Source organism: Amycolatopsis sp. NBC_00438 (genome assembly GCF_036026695.1).
Classification (GTDB): domain Bacteria; phylum Actinomycetota; class Actinomycetes; order Mycobacteriales; family Pseudonocardiaceae; genus Amycolatopsis.
The window spans coordinates 6,207,180-6,223,587 of sequence record NZ_CP107923.1 but is presented as its reverse complement, the minus strand read 5'-3'; the positions used below and the strand labels follow the sequence as shown (position 1 = coordinate 6,223,587).

General features: G+C 72.1%; 16 protein-coding genes. 11 read left to right on the top strand and 5 right to left on the bottom strand.

Annotated elements, in window-relative coordinates:
• Positions 1 to 39: 39 nt before the first annotated feature.
• Both OG494_RS27725 and OG494_RS27720 read right to left on the bottom strand, forming a co-directional pair.
• The gene (locus OG494_RS27725; protein WP_328443542.1) at positions 40 to 576 is read right to left on the bottom strand and encodes a DUF3515 domain-containing protein; all 537 of its coding nucleotides are present in this window, start codon (positions 574 to 576) and stop codon (positions 40 to 42) included.
• Positions 577 to 644: 68 nt separating this feature from the next.
• Positions 645 to 878 (bottom strand): Lrp/AsnC family transcriptional regulator, encoded by a 234-nt coding sequence (locus tag OG494_RS27720; protein WP_125306405.1) that lies wholly within the window; start codon positions 876 to 878, stop codon positions 645 to 647.
• Between the two features lie 152 nt (positions 879 to 1,030).
• Between OG494_RS27720 and OG494_RS27715 the strand changes: the two genes are divergently transcribed.
• Together OG494_RS27715 and OG494_RS27710 are read left to right on the top strand one after the other, a co-directional pair.
• Positions 1,031 to 1,987: a thiamine-phosphate kinase gene (locus OG494_RS27715; protein ID WP_328443533.1), complete on the top strand. Its 957-nt coding sequence runs from the start codon at positions 1,031 to 1,033 to the stop codon at positions 1,985 to 1,987.
• A 16-nt stretch (positions 1,988 to 2,003) separates the two neighbouring features.
• On the top strand, positions 2,004 to 2,483 hold the full coding sequence (locus OG494_RS27710; protein WP_328443531.1) for a GNAT family N-acetyltransferase: 480 nt from the start codon (positions 2,004 to 2,006) through the stop codon (positions 2,481 to 2,483).
• Here the strand turns inward: OG494_RS27710 and OG494_RS27705 are convergent.
• Entirely contained in the window at positions 2,470 to 3,627 is a 1,158-nt protein-coding gene (locus tag OG494_RS27705; RefSeq protein ID WP_328443529.1) for a glycoside hydrolase family 27 protein, read from the bottom strand. The two genes, OG494_RS27710 and OG494_RS27705, sit on opposite strands and share 14 nt — an antisense overlap.
• 92 nt (positions 3,628 to 3,719) lie before the next feature.
• Between OG494_RS27705 and OG494_RS27700 the strand changes: the two genes are divergently transcribed.
• From OG494_RS27700 to OG494_RS27690, 3 genes are read left to right on the top strand one after another with little or no spacing between them, the layout of a single operon-like run.
• Complete coding sequence (locus tag OG494_RS27700) at positions 3,720 to 4,250, top strand: gamma carbonic anhydrase family protein (protein WP_328443527.1); 531 nt, start codon at positions 3,720 to 3,722, stop codon at positions 4,248 to 4,250.
• Between the two features lie 30 nt (positions 4,251 to 4,280).
• A complete protein-coding gene (locus OG494_RS27695) occupies positions 4,281 to 4,958 on the top strand; it encodes a uracil-DNA glycosylase (RefSeq protein WP_328443525.1) in 678 nt (225 codons plus the stop codon).
• 57 nt (positions 4,959 to 5,015) lie between these two features.
• On the top strand, positions 5,016 to 5,786 hold the full coding sequence (locus OG494_RS27690) for an alpha/beta fold hydrolase (protein ID WP_328443523.1): 771 nt from the start codon (positions 5,016 to 5,018) through the stop codon (positions 5,784 to 5,786).
• A 141-nt stretch (positions 5,787 to 5,927) separates the two neighbouring features.
• Here the strand turns inward: OG494_RS27690 and rpmB are convergent, their stop codons facing one another.
• A complete protein-coding gene (rpmB, locus tag OG494_RS27685) occupies positions 5,928 to 6,119 on the bottom strand; it encodes a 50S ribosomal protein L28 (protein WP_247062089.1) in 192 nt (63 codons plus the stop codon).
• A gap of 134 nt (positions 6,120 to 6,253) precedes the next feature.
• On the opposite strand from rpmB, the gene OG494_RS27680 reads away from it, so the two are divergent.
• Genes OG494_RS27680 through OG494_RS27670 form a run of 3 tightly spaced genes read left to right on the top strand, consistent with a single transcriptional unit; the run spans position 6,254 to position 10,481 of the window.
• A complete protein-coding gene (locus tag OG494_RS27680; protein WP_328443521.1) occupies positions 6,254 to 7,828 on the top strand; it encodes a DAK2 domain-containing protein in 1,575 nt (524 codons plus the stop codon).
• 2 nt (positions 7,829 to 7,830) lie between these two features.
• On the top strand, positions 7,831 to 9,984 hold the full coding sequence (gene recG / locus OG494_RS27675; RefSeq protein WP_328443519.1) for an ATP-dependent DNA helicase RecG: 2,154 nt from the start codon (positions 7,831 to 7,833) through the stop codon (positions 9,982 to 9,984).
• Positions 9,981 to 10,481, top strand: a complete 501-nt coding sequence (locus tag OG494_RS27670) for a GNAT family N-acetyltransferase (protein ID WP_328443517.1) — start codon at positions 9,981 to 9,983, stop codon at positions 10,479 to 10,481. Before recG ends, OG494_RS27670 begins: the two co-directional genes overlap by 4 nt.
• On the opposite strand, the gene OG494_RS27665 is transcribed toward OG494_RS27670, so the two are convergent.
• Complete coding sequence (locus OG494_RS27665) at positions 10,462 to 11,073, bottom strand: TetR/AcrR family transcriptional regulator (protein ID WP_328443515.1); 612 nt, start codon at positions 11,071 to 11,073, stop codon at positions 10,462 to 10,464. The genes OG494_RS27670 and OG494_RS27665 overlap by 20 nt on opposite strands.
• A gap of 98 nt (positions 11,074 to 11,171) precedes the next feature.
• Here OG494_RS27665 and OG494_RS27660 point away from each other — a divergent pair, with 98 nt between their 5' ends.
• The 3 genes from OG494_RS27660 (at position 11,172) to OG494_RS27650 (ending at position 16,391) form a co-directional block, all read left to right on the top strand.
• Positions 11,172 to 12,083, top strand: coding sequence for a S8 family peptidase (locus OG494_RS27660; RefSeq protein ID WP_328443513.1), 912 nt, complete (start codon positions 11,172 to 11,174; stop codon positions 12,081 to 12,083).
• Between the two features lie 142 nt (positions 12,084 to 12,225).
• Positions 12,226 to 15,603, top strand: a complete 3,378-nt coding sequence (locus OG494_RS27655) for a pyruvate carboxylase (RefSeq protein ID WP_328443511.1) — start codon at positions 12,226 to 12,228, stop codon at positions 15,601 to 15,603.
• Positions 15,600 to 16,391, top strand: coding sequence for an arginase family protein (locus OG494_RS27650; RefSeq protein WP_328443509.1), 792 nt, complete (start codon positions 15,600 to 15,602; stop codon positions 16,389 to 16,391). The genes OG494_RS27655 and OG494_RS27650 overlap by 4 nt, the downstream gene beginning before the upstream one ends.
• The last annotated feature ends 17 nt before the right edge of the window (positions 16,392 to 16,408 follow it).

Genomic DNA, 16,408 nt, shown 5'->3' with positions numbered 1-16,408 from the left:
AGGGACTCAGAGTCCCTCAAGGTGGCCTTCACGGACTTGTCAGCTGAACCGCAGCGGACGCGCGGGGAGCTTCGCGGCCACCGCGTCCGAGATCTGCTGCAGCGGGCCCGTGCCGGCGCTGTCCGGCACCGTGAGCGCCGAATAGACCTCGCGGTCCACCACGTACCACGTCGACGCGCCCTCGCCCGGGACCTGCAGCCACTGGACGCCGTTCACCAGCCGCAGCTGCGCCGTCGGCGTCAGCTCCGGCGGACGGTCCAGGCCGCAGCGCAGGACCAGCGGGTCGTCCGTGCCCCACGCCACCGTCGCCGGCGGGGCCGGCTCGGCCAGGGTGCGCAGCGACAGCTGGGCGCCGTTCGACGTCAGCTCGGACGGCACGGCACCCAGCAGCGTCTTGCACGCCGGGGACGCGGCCTGCGGCGCGGGCACGGGGACCAGCGGCAGCGGGCCGGCCGCGGGATCGGGGGAACGGTGAGTCAGGGCGAAGACGGCGACGGCGACCGCCAGGGCCACGGCGAGCGCGGCCGCCGTGACGAGCACCACCCTGGGTGGCGCGCCGGTGTCGGATTCGGGCACCGGACCACTACACCACTGGAGTCGGTTCGGGGGGTCTGGGGGGTCGTCCCCCCCAGGAACGTCCCTGCTCAGAGATGCACGACCGGGCAGGTCAGGGTCCGCGTGATGCCTTCCACGTTCTGCACCTTCGCGACCACGAGCTGGCCCAGCTGGTCCACGCTGTCGGCGGCCGCGCGCACGATGACGTCGTACGGGCCGGTGACATCCTCCGAGCTGGTCACACCAGGGATGCTCGAGATCTCGGCCGCCACCGCGGCCGCCTTGCCGACCTCGGTCTGGATGAGGATGTATGCGTGGACCACGGCGCGCCCTTTCGTCGGGATCGATCGGCTCAGGGTAGGAACTTGAGAGCAGGAACGTTCACAGCAACGTAACGGCAGCTCACGGAAAAACATAGGGCATCCGACTATCGGTGATCGACTCTTTGTCCCGGTAGAGAAAGCAGAGGTGACCGGTGTCACCGAACGACGCAACGGTCGCCGAGACCGGGGAGTTCGCGCTCATCCGAGCCGTCACGCAAGGACGCCGCCAGCCGCCGGGCACACTGCTCGGCCCCGGCGACGACGCCGCCGTGATCGCCGCCCCCGACGGGCGGGTGGTCGCCAGCACCGACGTCCTGGTGCAGGGGGTGCACTTCCGGCTCGACTGGTCCGCCCCGGAGCACGTCGGGCGCAAGGCCGTCGCGGTCAACCTGGCCGACATCGCCGCCATGGGCGCCACCCCGACGTCCGTCCTGGTCGGCCTCGCCTGCCCGCCCGACACCCCGCGGGACGTCATCACCGCCCTGGTCGACGGCATGTGGGCCGAGGCCGAACGCGCCGGCATCGGCGTCTCCGGCGGCGACATGGTCCGCGCCGACCAGCTCGTGATCAGCGTCACCGCGCTCGGCGACCTCGGCGACCGCGAGCCGGTGACGCGCTCGGGCGCCCGCCCCGGCGACGTCGTCGCGGTCTGCGGGAAGCTCGGCTGGGCCGCCGCCGGTCTCGCGGTGCTCGGGCGCGGCTTCCGGTCCCCGGTCGGCGTCGTCAACGCGCAGCGCGCCCCGGAACCGCCCTACGAGGCCGGTCCCCGCGCCGCGCTCGCCGGGGCCACGGCGATGATCGACGTCTCCGACGGCCTCCTGGCCGACCTCGGGCACATCGCCGAGGCCTCCGGCGTCGGCATCGACGTCCGCACCGCCGACCTCGACGTCCCCGCCCGGCTCACCGAAGTCGGCGCGGCTCTGGGCGCCGACCCCCTCGACTGGGTCCTCACCGGCGGTGAGGACCACGCCCTGGTGGCCACGTTCCCGTCGTTCGCCGAGCTGCCGGACGGCTGGCGCGCCATCGGCGTCGCGACCATGCCGGACTCGGGGATCACCGTGGACGGCAAGCCTTCTACGCGCGAAGGCGGCTGGACACACTGGCGCTGAAGTAGGCTCCACGGACGTGAGAATCGTTCCGGTCCCCTACGACCACCCCGACGCGGCCAAGCTCATGGCCGCGGTGCAACAGGTGTACGTCGAGCGCTACGGCGACGAAGACGCCACCCCGATGAACCCCGAGCAGTTCGACCCGCCGCAGGGCCTGTTCCTCGTCGGCTACCAGGGCGAGGAAGCCGTCGCCTGCGGGGCGTGGCGCGCGCACGACGGCCCCGCCCCCGACTTCCAGGACGGCGACGCCGAGTTCAAGCGGATGTACGTCGCCGATTCCGCGCGGGGCCGCGGGTTCGCGCGGATGATCCTGTTCGAGCTGGAGCGCACGGCGGCGTTGTCCGGCCGCAAGCGCGCGGTGCTGGAGACCGGCACCAAGCAGCCGGAGGCGATCGCGCTCTACGCGTCCTCGGGCTACGTCGAGATCCCGAAGTTCGGCGTGTACAAGAACGAGGAGTCGAGCCGGTGTTACGGCAAGGACCTCAGCGGGGCGTGAGCTTCAGCAACGCGGCCGCGTGCGGGCGCAGCGACGCGGAAACCGCGGTGCCCACGTCGCGGTGAGACCACAGGTCCCGGACGTTCCAGGCGCCCGGGACCGTCGCGGACACGGTCGCGGTGGTGGTGCCGGTGTTGAGCAGCACCACCGCGAACCCGCCGCCGGACAAGGGTTTGCCCCACACCTGGTAGCCGGGACCGGCCGCCAGCCGCCGGCCCTGACCGCCCGCGAAGTCCTGGTCGACGGCGATCGCCTCCGGGTTGCCCAGCGTCGCGAGGTCGTCGTCACTCAGCATCGCCGGGTCGGTCCCGGCGAACAGCGGCGCGTTCAGCACCGCCCAGACGCTGAAGTGCGCGCGGGCCTCGTCCGCGGTCAGCGTGCCGTTGCCGACCTGCAGCATGTCCGGGTCGTTCCAGCCGCCCGGCGAGCCACTGTGGACGGCGACGGCGGCCTGCTGGTCGATCGTCGCGAGCACGGAATCCCAGGTCGGGGTCAGGTCGTAGGTGGTCCGCCACAGGTTCGCCACCGGCCGCGCCCAGGTCCACGGGCTCGAGACGCCGTATTCGGAGATCGCGTAGACGATCGGGCGGGGGAGCGCGGCGAGCTCGTCGCGCATCTTTTCGAACGCCGCCTTGGGGTCGAGGCCGTCGACGGTGTCGGCGTTGCACCAGTCGTACTTGAGGTAGTCGACGCCCCAGCGGCCGAACGTCTCGGCATCCTGCTGTTCGTGCCCGAGCGAGCCGATGCCGGACGCGGGGTAGGCGTCGTTGGCCATCGCGCAGGTCCGGCTGCCCGGCACGGCGTAGATGCCGAACAGCAGGCCGCGGGAGTGCACGTAGTCGGCGAGGTCGGCGATGCCGTGCGGGAACCGCGTGGGGTCGGCCTTCAGGGAGCCGTCGGCGTCGCGAGCCGGCGCCTGCCAGCAGTCGTCGACGACGACGTAGCGGTAGCCCGCGTCCCGCAGGCCGTCGTCCGCGAGCGCGTCGGCGGCCTTCTTGACGACGTCTTCGGTCAGGTCGTAGCAGCGGACCTGGTTCCAGCTGTTCCAGCCCATCGGCGGGGTCGTGGCCAGGCCGTTCGCCAGCGCGGGCGCCGCCGCGACCGGCACGCTCAGCAGCCAGGTCAGCACGACGAGGAGGAGCACGAGGGCGGTGCTTCTCGGACGGGTGTGCGGGTTCGCGGCGATGACGTGATCCAATCGCAGAGCACGTGAAACCGCAGTCACCCGGAGGCGGCATGCCCATTTACGCGCTCGGTTCGCTCGAACCGACGATCCACCCCGACGCCTACGTCCACCCGGACGCGACCGTCATCGGCGACGTCCGGATCGCCGCCCACGCGTCGGTGTGGCCGCAGACCGTGCTGCGCGGCGACCACGGCCACATCGAGATCGGCGAGCGCTCCAACGTCCAGGACGGCTGCGTCCTGCACTGCACCGAGCGGCACCCGACGATCCTCGGGCCGTCGTCGGCGATCGGGCACGCGGTGCACGTCGAGGGCGCGACGATCGGCACCGGCTGCCTGATCGCCTCCGGTTCGGTGGTGCTCAACGGCACGGTCATCGAGGACGGGGGCATGGTCGGCGCCGGCGCGGTGCTCTCGTACGGCTCGTACGTGAAGTCCGGTGAGATCGCGCTCGGTGTGCCCGCGAAGACGCGGGAGAACAAGTCGTTCGGACCGGAGAGCATCGCTCTCGTCGTGGATTCCTACGTCGAGCGGGCGAAGCGGTTCCGCGTCGAACTCCGGCGGCTCGACCCGCGCGAGTGACGGCGGCCACGGCCGGTAAGCTCGCCGCCCGTGACCGCACGACCGTTGCAGGACATCGTCGAGGCAGGCTGGGCCGAGGCCCTCGAACCGGTGGCGCCGCAGGTCGCCGTGATGGGGGAGTTCCTCCGCGCGGAGATCGCCGCCGGCCGGACCTACCTCCCGGCGGGTGAGCACGTGCTGCGGGCGTTCCAGCAGCCGTTCCACGACGTCCGGGTGCTGATCGTCGGCCAGGACCCGTACCCGACGCCCGGGCACGCGGTCGGCCTGAGCTTTTCGGTGGCGCCGGACGTCCGGCCGATCCCGAAGAGCCTGATCAACATCTACAAGGAGTACGCCGAGGACCTCGGCCACCCGCTGCCGGCCAACGGCGACCTGACGCCGTGGGCCGACCAGGGCGTCCTGCTGCTCAACAGGGCCCTGACGGTGCAGCCGGGCAAGTCGAACTCGCACCAGGGCAAGGGCTGGGAAGACGTCACCGAGCAGGCGATCAAGGCCCTCGCGGCCCGGTCGGAGCCGATGGTGGCGATCCTCTGGGGCCGCAACGCCCGCAACCTGCGCCCGATGCTCGGTGAGGTGCCGTGCATCGAGTCCGCGCACCCGAGCCCGCTCTCGGCGCACAACGGCTTCTTCGGGTCACGCCCGTTCAGCCGCGCCAACCAGCTGCTGGAGCAGCAGGGCGCCGCGCCGGTCGACTGGAAACTCCCGTAGGTTCGGTGTCCGGATCGGGGTGACGGCTCCGACCAGGGGGAAACCTTTGGAGGAGAAATGAACGTCACATCGGCCGACGGCACGTCCATCGCCTACGAGCAGCGCGGCACGGGGGCGCCGGTGATCCTGGTCGGCGGCGCGTTCAACGACCGGACGACGGTCGCCGGCCTGGCCGAAGTGCTGGCCGCGGACTTCACGACGATCGCGTACGACCGGCGTGGCCGGGGCGACAGCGGCGACACCGGTCCTTATGCCGTCGAGCGGGAGATCGAGGACATCGCGGCGCTGATCGAGCACGTCGGAGGCTCGGCGTCGGTCTTCGGCCATTCGTCGGGCGCGGTGCTGGCCCTGGAGGCGGCCGGAGCGGGTCTCGCGATCGAGAAGGTGGTGGCGTACGAACCGCCGTACGCGACCGACGCGGAGTCGCGCGCCGACGTCACGGAGAAGGTGACCGCGCAGATCGCGGCGGGCGACCGCGACGGCGCGGCGGCGACCTTCCTGGAGGTCGCGGGCACCCCGCCCGAGGTGATCGAGGGGATGAAGCGGGCCCCGGTCTGGGGCTGGTTCACCTCGCTGGCCCACACGCTCCCGTACGACCTGACGATCTGCGGCCCGGGCGCCCGCCCGCGCAAGGACCACCTGGCCCGGATCACGGCCCCGACGCTGGTCATCGGCGGCGGCGCGAGCCCGGAGAAGCTGCAGTCAGGAGCCCGCGTCGCGGCGGCCGCGGTCCCCGGTGCCCGCCACGAGACCCTCCCGGGCCAGGACCACGGCGTCCTGCAGCACCCGGAGGCCCTGCGCGACATGCTGGTTGACTTCCTCAAGTAACCCGAAGGTCCGTGAAGGCCTCCTTGAGGGACTCAGAGTCCCTCAAGGAGGCCTTCACGGACTTGGCGGGCGCACCCAGGCCGAACATAAAAAATGGCGGGTGCTCCGGAGAGCACCCGCCATTTTCGAACTCTTCTCGCCTCAGCCGCGAACGACCTTGCCCGCCTTGATGCACGAGGTGCACACGTTCAGGCGCTTGCGCTGGGAAATACCCACCTTGGCGTGAACGGTCTGGATGTTCGGGTTCCACCGGCGGTTGGTACGCCGGTGGGAGTGCGAGACCGACTTGCCGAAGCCGGGTCCCTTGCCACAGACGTCGCACACGGCAGCCACGTCGAACTCCTTTGGATCTGGGTCATAGAGATGAGCCCAGATGCACTGGGCAACTCGACCATAGTAACCAGTGGCTCAGCCGTGTCCCGCACGGGGTCGATACGCTCGCTCCGGAACGACGAGGAGGTCACGGAGTGCGGGTGCTGGACGCGGCGGCGGTGTCGGCCTGGGCCGCGGGTTGTGTGCGCAGCCTGGCGAGCCTGCGGCCGGCCATCGACGGGATCAACGTCTACCCCGTGGCGGACTCCGACACCGGCTCCAACATGCTCTTCACGATGACCGGCGCGGCCGCCGGACTCGACCACGCCGAGCCGGAAACCGCCGCCGACGCGCTGAAGGTCCTCGCGCGCGGGGCCGTCGCCTCGGCCAAGGGCAACTCCGGCGTGATCCTCTCCCAGGTCGTGCGCGGGCTGGCCGACCGGGCCGAGGGCGAGCTGGACGGTCCGTGGCTGGCCGTCGCGCTGGGCCACGCCGACGAGGTCGCCACCGGGGCCGTGAGCCGGCCGGTCGCCGGGACCATCCTGACCGTCCTGCACGCCGTCGCCCTCGCCGTGCGCGGCGATACGCGCCCGCTCGCCGACGTGGCGCAGACCGCCGCGAAGGAAGCCGCGCACGCGCTCGAGAAGACGCCTCTGCAGCTGCCCGCGCTGGCCAAGGCCGGGGTCGTCGACGCCGGGGCCCGCGGGCTCGTCGCCGTGCTCGACGCCCTGGTCGGGGTGCTCACCGGCACCGCGGTCGAGCAGGACCACGCGCTGGAAGCGCCGGTCGTGGAAGACCAGGCGTACGCCTGGGAGGTCATGTACCTGCTCGACGGCGTCGACGAGGAGAGCCTGCCGACCCTGCGCAAGGAGCTGGGCGGCCTCGGCGACAGCGTCACCGTGGCCGGCGACGGCTCGGGCAGTCACGCCGTGCACGTCCACTGCGCCGACATCGGCGCCGCCATCGAAGCCGGGCTGGCGCTGGGGCGGCCGCGCCGGATCCGCGTCGAACCGCTGCTCACGCCGACGCCGATCGAGCCGGGCGGCGGGATCGACCGCACGGTCGTCGCCGTCGTGCACGGCGGCGGGCTGGCGGAGGTGCTGCGCGCCGAGAGCATCCCGGTCCTCGAAGTGCCCGAAGGCACCGTGCCGAGCGTCGAGGACATGATCGGCCTGCTCAACGAGGCCGCCGGCCGGCACGTCACGGTGCTGCCGGGCGGGGTCGCGCTGACCGCGGCGGCCGACACCGCGGCGGGCCACGCGATGGCCGCCGACCGGGACGTCGTGGTCATCCCGTGCACGTCGCCGGTGCAGGTGCTCGCGGCGCTGGCCGTGCACGACGCCGGGCGCCGCACCAACGACGACGTCGTCGCGATGGCCGAGGCGGCCGCCGCGACCAGGCGTGGCGAACTGCGGATCGCCCGCGAAGAGTCGCTAACCTGGGTGGGCCGGGCCCAGTCCGGCGACGTGGTCGGCCTGGTCGACGACGAGGTGGTGCTGATCGAGCCCGCCCCGGCGTCGGAGACCAACCTCGTCGCGGCGGCGATGAAGGTGCTGAACCGGATGCTGGCGCTGGGCGGGGAACTGGTGACGGTGCTGAGCGGGGCCGCCGCGCCGCCGGGGGTCGCCGAGGAGCTCGCGGAGCAGCTCCGGCTGGAGCACCCCGAGGTGGAGCTGGCCGGGTACGCCGGCGGGCAGGCGGCCGCCGTGCTGCTGATGGGAGTCGAATAGCGATGGCCGGACTGCGCGACAAGCTGCCGTTGCTGCTGGGCGCCAAGACGGCGAAGGCGCTCGCCACGGCCCTCGACATCGAGACGGTCAGCGACCTGCTGCGCCACTACCCGCGCCGCTACGCCGAGCGCGGTGAGCTCACCGACATCGCCGGTCTCGAGCTCGGCGAGCACGCGACCGTGCTGGCGCGCATCGAAAAGGTGAGCAAGCGCCGGATGAAGGCCCGCAACGGGACCATCATCGACATGGTGATCACCGACGGGAAACGCCGGCTCACGTGCGCCTTCTTCAACCAGGCCTGGCGGGAGAAGGACCTGGTGCCGGGCAAGTCCGGCCTGTTCGCCGGCAAGGTCTCGGCGTTCCGCGACACCCTGCAGCTGACCAACCCCGAGTACGAGCTGTTCGAGGCCGACCGCGAAGCCGAGGCCATGGACGACTTCCTGGCCGCCATCATCCCGGTCTACCCGGCGGCACAGGGCATGCCGACGTGGTCGATCGCCAAGTGCGTGCGCCAGGTGCTCGACGTCCTCGAGGTCGACGAGGACCCGATGCCGCCGGAGCTGCGGCGGCTCCAGCACCTGGGGGACCTCGAAAACGCGCTGCGCGGCATCCACCGCCCGGAGAACTGGGCGCACCTGGAGGCCTCGCGCAAGCGGCTCAAGTGGGACGAAGCGATGGCCGTGCAGCTGATCTTCGCGCAGCGCCGGCATTCCGCGATCTCCCGGCCGGCGAAGGCGAACCCGCACGTCGACGGCGGGATCATGGACGCCTTCGACAAGCGGCTCCCGTTCGACCTCACGGCGGGCCAGCGCGGCATCGGCGACGAGATCGCCGCCGACCTGGCGACCGAGCACCCGATGAACCGGCTGCTGCAGGGCGAGGTCGGCTCGGGCAAGACGATCGTCGCGCTGCGGGCGATGCTGCAGGTCGTCGACAACGGACGGCAGTCCGCGCTGCTGGCGCCGACCGAGGTGCTCGCCGCCCAGCACGCGCGGTCGTTGCGCGAGATGCTCGGCGACCTGGCGCAGGCCGGCGAGCTGGGCGCGGCCGAGAAGGCCACCCGCGTCACGCTGCTCACCGGGTCGATGGGCGCGAAGGAACGCAAGAAAGCGTTGCTGGAAGCCATGAGCGGCGAAGCGGGCATCATCGTCGGTACGCACGCGCTGATCCAGGAGACCGTGCAGTTCGCCGACCTCGGCCTGGCCGTCGTCGACGAGCAGCACCGCTTCGGCGTCGAACAGCGCGACGCCCTGCGCACCCGCGGCAGTGAGGGCACCAGCCCGCACGTGCTGGTGATGACCGCGACGCCGATCCCGCGCACGGTCGCCATGACCGTCTACGGCGACCTGGAGATCTCCGCGCTGCGCGAGATGCCGGTCGGCCGCTCGCCGATCAGCACGACCGTCGTCCCGGTGGCGGAGAAGCCGGCGTGGATGGAGCGCGTCTGGCAGCGCGTCACCGAAGAGGTGTCGAAGGGGCACCAGGCTTACATCGTGTGCCCGCGGATCGGTGACGAGCCGCCGTCGGACAAGAGCGACAAGCGGCCGCCGGTCGCCGTGCTCGACATCGCGCCGCAACTGGTGGAGGGGCCGCTCAAGGGGTTGCGCATCGCGGTGCTGCACGGCCGGATGCCCGCGGACGACAAGGACGCTGTGATGCGGGCCTTCGCCGCGGGGGAGCTGGACGTGCTCGTGGCCACCACCGTGATCGAGGTCGGCGTCAACGTGCCGAACTCGACGGCGATGGTGATCATGGACGCCGACCGGTTCGGCATCAGCCAGCTGCACCAGCTGCGTGGCCGCGTCGGCCGGGGCAGCGTGCCGGGGCTGTGCCTGCTGGTCACCGAAGCCCTCGACGGTACGACGACCCGCGAACGGCTGGCGGCGGTCGAGTCGACCACGGACGGTTTCGAGCTGTCCCGCCTCGACCTGGAGCTGCGCCGCGAGGGGGACATCCTCGGCGCCGCGCAGTCCGGGAAGCGGTCCACGCTGAAGCTGCTTTCCCTGCTGCGGGACGAAGACGTCATCGCGGAATCACGTGCGCGGGCGCAGGAGATCGTCGAGAAGGACCCGGCGATCTCGAAGTTTCCCGGCCTGGCCCAGATGGTCGCCGACGTCGTCGACGTCGAGCGCGCGGAGTACCTGGAGAAGTCGTGACCGCCGTCGTCCGGCCCGCCACCGTCGACGACGCGGGGGCGATCGGCGAGATCCACGTGCGCTCCTGGCAAGCGGCGTACGACGGCTTGATGCCGGCGGACTTCCTCGCCGGCATCCCGGTCGAGGACCGGACGGCGGGCTGGGCCCGCGCCCTGCGCGACGGCGGCCGTGTGCTGGTGGTGGCCGACCCGGAGGTGGTCGGCTTCGCGGCGTTCGGGCCGCGCCGGGACGGGCCGGACGAGGGTGAGCTGTACGCGATCTACCTGCACCCGCGGGTGTGGAGCCGCGGCCTGGGCCGGCTGCTGCACGTTTCGGTGCTGGAGTCGCTGGCCGCGAGCTGGCCGGCCGCGGTGCTGTGGGTGCTGGCGACGAACGAGCGCGCGAAGGCGTTCTACGAGCGCGCGGGCTGGTCCCTCGACGGCGGCTCGCGCACCGAAACGATCGCCGGCGGCACGGTTTCGCTGGAGGAGCTGCGGTTCAGGCGTCCGTTGCCGTGACGAACACGCCGGCTTTGGCGGCGGCCGCCGCCGCGGCCGCGGCAACTCCCGCGTCGTTCGGCGTGACGCCTTCGCGCGAGACGAACAGGCGGTAGAAGACCGGTCCGCAAGCGACGCGCACGACCTCGACCGCGTCCGTCCCGGGCGGGACCTCGCCCCGGGCCACAGCGCGCTCGACGATCGGCGCCGAACGCGCGTGCCGATCGACGTAGAACTCCTCCAGGGCCTCGGCCGCGCGGGTCGAGAGGAACGCCGCCGAGATCGAGGCGATCGGGAGTTCGCGCAGGCCCGGCTCGGTGAAGAAGTGCACCAGCTCCAGGTTGACCTCGCGCAGGTCGCCTTCGAGGGACCCGGTGTCCGGCGCGGCCCACTCCTGCTCGGTGCCCATCAGCAGCGCCGCCGCGACCAGGCCCTCGGCGGACTCCCAGCGGCGGTACAGCGTCGTCTTGTGCACACCGGAGCGTTCGGCCACCGCTTCGACGGTCAGCTCGGCGTAGCCGCGTTCGCCGAGCAGCTCGAGCGTCGCGTCGAGGGCGGCGCGGCGGGTCCGCTCGGTGCGGCCGCCCGGGCGCTGCGTGCCGATGGTCTCCAAGTGCCACTCCCGTTGCGTTAGTGCCCTCAGTGTAGATCAGCCGATCGGGCGACAGCCCCGAGTTGTCGCGGCCCCGGCGCGCGGGTACCACGCTGATCATGAGGAAACGACGGGGTGTTCTCGCGGCCGTGGCCATCGTGCTCGCCGGACAGGCGCCGGCGGCCGCCGCCGGTGGAGTGCAGCAGGATCCGCCCAGCTGGGGGCTGGACCGGATCGACCAGCGGACCGGGCTCGACCACGCCTACCGCTACGGCGACGACGCGGCCGGCGTCACGATCTACGTGATCGACAGCGGCGTCGACCCGCGGCACCCCGACTTCCAGGGCCGCGTCGCGCCGGGGCGGGACTTCCTCGGCGGCGGTACCGACACGGCCGACACCAACGGTCACGGCACCCGGCTCGCCGGGATCGCCGCGGGCCAGGCCTACGGCGTCGCGAAGGGCGCGCAGATCGTCCCGGTGCGGGTGCTCGACAAGGACGGCGGCGGCGCGACCGAGGCGATCATCGCCGGGCTCGACTGGGTCGCGCAGAACGCCCGGCAGCCCGCGGTCGCCGTCCTCGGCATCGGCGGCGTCCCGAACGACCAGCTCGACGCGGCCGTGAAACGCCTGGCCACGGTGCTGCCGATCGCCGTCCCGGCCGGCAGCGAGACGGCGGACGCGAGCGGCTTCTCGCCGGGGCGCGTCACCGAGGCGCTGACCGTCGGGGCGATCGACGACCAGGACCACCCGGACAAGGCGTCCAACTTCGGCCAGGACGTCGACCTGTACGCGCCGGGTGTCGACGTCCCGAGCCCGATCGCGGGCGGCACGACCGCGGGCCCGGAGTCGGGCACGTCCGTGGCCGCGGCGTTCGCGGCCGGAGCGGCGGCGATCTACCTGGCCCAGCACCCCGGCTCGACGCCCGCCCAGGTGGACCAGGCGCTGGTGCAGGCCGCGACGCCGGACGCGCTGAAGGGCGTCCCGGAGGGCACGGCCAACCGGCTGCTCTACGTGCCGCCGGCGTCCTGAGACCTCACCGGGTGGTGCCACCGGGGCGGATCGGCCAATCTTTCCACGCGCATGATGTCCATCACCTGGTATGCAGCTCCCGCCCACCGGGAAAAACCGGGTAACGTGCGCTGACTACCGATCCAAACGGGAAGGACCGGGCATGTTCCGCAAGGTGCTGGTGGCCAACCGCGGTGAGATCGCGATCCGCGCGTTCCGCGCCGGCTTCGAACTGGGCGCGGGCACGGTCGCCGTGTTCCCCCACGAAGACCGCAACTCGCTGCACCGGCTGAAGGCCGACGAGGCGTACGAGATCGGCGAACCCGGTCACCCCGTGCGCGCTTATCTTTCGGTCGACGAAATCGTGGCCGCGGCGAAGAAGGCCGGGGCCGACGCCGTCTACCCGGGTTACGGCTTCCTGTCGGAGAACCCGGACCTCGCGCGCGCGTGCGAGGAAGCGGGGATCACCTTCGTCGGCCCGAGCGCCGACATCCTCGAACTCACCGGTAACAAGGCCCGCGCGGTCAAGGCCGCGCGCGAGGCCGGTGTCCCGGTGCTCGGCTCTTCGGAGCCCTCCAGCGACATCGACGCGCTGGTCGCGGCGGCCGACGAGCTGGGCTTCCCGGTGTTCGTCAAGGCCGTCGCCGGTGGTGGCGGGCGCGGCATGCGCCGAGTCCTGGAGCCGGCGCAGCTGCGCGAGTCCATCGAAGCCGCGGCGCGCGAGGCGGAGTCCGCCTTCGGTGACCCGACGGTGTTCCTCGAGAAGGCCGTCGTCGAGCCGCGGCACATCGAGGTGCAGATCCTCGCCGACGCCGCGGGCAACGTCATCCACCTCTACGAGCGCGACTGCTCGGTGCAGCGGCGCCACCAGAAGGTCGTCGAGCTGGCCCCGGCGCCGAACCTCGACCCCGAGCTGCGCGACCGGATCTGCGCCGACGCCGTGAAGTTCGCGCGCCAGATCGGCTACCGCAACGCCGGCACCGTCGAGTTCCTGCTCGACAAGCAGGGCAACCACGTCTTCATCGAGATGAACCCGCGCATCCAGGTCGAGCACACGGTCACCGAAGAGGTCACCGACGTCGACCTCGTGCAGTCGCAGCTGCGGATCGCCTCCGGCCAGACCCTGGACGACCTGGGCCTGAGCCAGGACAAGATCTACCTGCGCGGCGCCGCGCTGCAGTGCCGCATCACCACCGAAGACCCGGCCAACGGCTTCCGCCCGGACACCGGGATGATCTCCGCCTACCGCTCGCCGGGCGGCTCGGGCATCCGGCTCGACGGCGGCACCGCCTTCTCCGGCACCGAGATCAGCGCCCACTTCGACTCGCTGCTGGTGAAGCTCACCTGCCGCGGCCGCGACTTCGAGACCGCCGTCGGCCGCGCGCGCCGTGCCGTCGCCGAGTTCCGGATCCGCGGGGTGGCCACGAACATCCCGTTCCTGCAGGCCGTGCTCGACGACCCGGACTTCCGCGCCGGGCGCGTCACGACGTCGTTCATCGAGGAGCGCCCGCACCTGCTGACCGCGCGGCACTCCGCCGACCGCGGCACGCGGCTGCTGACCTACCTCGCCGACCAGACGGTCAACAAGCCGCACGGTGAGCGCCCGAAGACCCCGGACGCGACGCTCAAGCTGCCGAAGCTGCCGAAGGACGCCCAGCCGCCCGCCGGTTCGAAGCAGAAGCTCGTCGAACTGGGCCCGGGCGGGTTCGCGGAGTGGCTGCGGAAGTCGCCGCACGTGGGTGTCACCGACACGACCTTCCGCGACGCGCACCAGTCGCTGCTCGCGACCCGCGTCCGCACCAAGGACCTGCTCGCGGTGGCGCCGGTCGTCGCGAACACCGTGCCGCAGCTGCTGTCGCTGGAGTGCTGGGGCGGCGCGACCTACGACGTCGCGCTGCGGTTCCTCGCCGAGGACCCGTGGGAGCGGCTCGCCGCGCTGCGCGAGGCCGTGCCCAACATCTGCCTGCAGATGCTGCTGCGCGGGCGCAACACCGTCGGCTACACGCCGTACCCGACCGAGGTGACCACCGCCTTCGTCGAAGAAGCCACGAAGACCGGCATCGACATCTTCCGGATCTTCGACGCGCTCAACGACGTCGAGCAGATGCGCCCGGCCATCGAAGCCGTGCGCGAGACCGGATCCGCGGTCGCCGAGGTGGCGCTCTGCTACACCTCGGACCTGTCGGACCCGGGCGAGAAGCTCTACACGCTCGACTACTACCTCAAGCTGGCCGAGCAGATCGTCGGCGCCGGGGCGCACGTCCTGGCGATCAAGGACATGGCCGGGCTGCTGCGCGCGCCCGCGGCGACCCGGCTGGTCACCGCGCTGCGCAAGGAGTTCGACCTGCCGGTGCACATCCACACCCACGACACCGCGGGTGGCCAGCTGGCCACCTACCTCGCGGCGATCAACGCGGGCGCGGACGCCGTCGACGGCGCGGTGTCGTCGATGGCGGGCACGACGTCGCAGCCGTCGCTGTCGTCGATCGTGGCGGCCACCGACCACTCCGACCGCACCACCGGGCTGAGCCTGGACGCGATCGGCGAGCTGGAGCCGTACTGGGAGAGCGTGCGCAAGATCTACGCGCCGTTCGAGGCCGGGCTGGCTTCGCCGACCGGGCGCGTCTACCACCACGAGATCCCGGGCGGGCAGTTGTCGAACCTGCGGACGCAGGCCATCGCGCTGGGCTTGGGCGACCGGTTCGAGGACATCGAGGCGATGTACGCCGCGGCCGACAAGATCCTCGGCCACCTGGTGAAGGTGACGCCGTCGTCCAAGGTCGTCGGCGACCTCGCGCTGCACCTGGTCGGCGCGGGCGTCTCCCCGGCGGACTTCGAGGCGGAGCCGAACAAGTTCGACATCCCCGACTCGGTGATCGGCTTCCTGCGCGGCGAGCTCGGCGACCCGCCGGGCGGCTGGCCGGAGCCCTTCCGCACCAAGGCCCTCGAAGGCCGCGCGGCGGCGAAGCCGGTGCAGGAACTGTCCGAAGAGGACCGTACCGCGCTGGCCGAGAACCGCCGCCGGACGCTCAACCGGCTGCTGTTCCCCGGGCCCACCAAGGAGTTCGAGGCGCACCGCGAGGCCTACGGCGACACCTCCGTGCTGCCCAGCAAGGACTTCTTCTACGGGCTGCGCCCGGGGGAGGAGTACCAGGTCGACCTCGAGCAGGGCGTGCGGCTGATCATCGAGCTGGAGGCGATCGGCGAGGCCGACGAACGCGGCCTGCGCACGGTGATGTCGACGCTCAACGGCCAGCTGCGGCCGATCCAGATCCGCGACCACTCGATCGCCTCGGACATCCCGGCGACCGAGAAGGCGGAGAAGGGCAACCCGAAGCAGGTCGCGGCGCCGTTCGCCGGCGTCGTCACGCTGCAGGTCAACGAGGGTGACACGGTCGAGGCCGGTGCCACGGTCGCGACGATCGAGGCGATGAAGATGGAGGCGTCGATCACGGCGTCCGCGGGCGGCAAGGTGGCGCGCCGCGCGATCAACGCCGTCCAGCAGGTCGAGGGCGGCGACCTCCTGCTCGTCCTGGAGTGAGCCCGCTGATCAACGCCGTACCGCAGCGGCAAGGCGCGGTGGGCCCCCGGGCGGGCGAGCTGCCCGGGGGCTGTGCGGCGCTCGCGGAGCTGGCCGGGCACGTGCTCGGCCGGCCCGTGCACCACGTCCCGCAGAGCCGGGAACTGTCCGAAGTGGACGGCGGGATCGCCAACCGCGCCGTGCTGACCGGCCCGAACCGGGCGGCGCAGCTGGCCGCCCTGGAGGCACCGGGCGGCCCGGTCCTGACGATCGGCGGCGACTGCGGCGTCGAGCTGGTCCCGATCGGCGTCGCCCGGTTCCGGTACGGGCCGGGCCTGGGGGTCGCGTGGTTCGACGCCCACGCGGACCTGAACACGGCTGCGACGTCGCCGTCGGGCGCGTTCCACGGGATGGTGCTGCGGTCGCTGCTCGGCGAGGGCGACCCGGAGTTCGCGGCTGCTCCGGCTCTGGAGCCGGGACGCGCGGTGCTGCTGGGGACCCGGGTGTTCGACCCGGAAGAGCGTGCGGCGGTCGCGCGGGGGCTGGCAGTCACGTCGGTCGATGCGTTGGCGGGCGCGGAGAAGCTGTACGTGCACGTGGACCTGGATGTGCTGGAACCGACGGAGTTCGGCGGGCTCAACTACCCCGAGCCGGACGGGTGGACGATCGCGCAGCTGGTGTCGTCGCTGGACGCGCTGGCGGCCTACGACGTCATCGGCGCGGGGATCACCGAGTGTGTGGGCAACCCGCGCGAGGTCGAAGTCCTGGAACCGGTGCTGGCCGCGCTCGGCCGGCTGCTCACACCCTGAAGTCCGTGAAGGCCACC

Excerpts from the sequence above, each read along its gene's own strand:
- OG494_RS27700 (WP_328443527.1), top strand. The coding sequence starts at position 3,720 with ATGCCCATTTACGCGCTCGGTTCGCTCGAACCGACGATCCACCCCGAC.
- OG494_RS27655 (WP_328443511.1), top strand. The coding sequence starts at position 12,226 with ATGTTCCGCAAGGTGCTGGTGGCCAACCGCGGTGAGATCGCGATCCGC.
- OG494_RS27690 (WP_328443523.1), top strand. The coding sequence starts at position 5,016 with ATGAACGTCACATCGGCCGACGGCACGTCCATCGCCTACGAGCAGCGC.
- OG494_RS27660 (WP_328443513.1), top strand. The coding sequence starts at position 11,172 with ATGAGGAAACGACGGGGTGTTCTCGCGGCCGTGGCCATCGTGCTCGCC.
- recG (WP_328443519.1), top strand. The coding sequence starts at position 7,831 with ATGGCCGGACTGCGCGACAAGCTGCCGTTGCTGCTGGGCGCCAAGACG.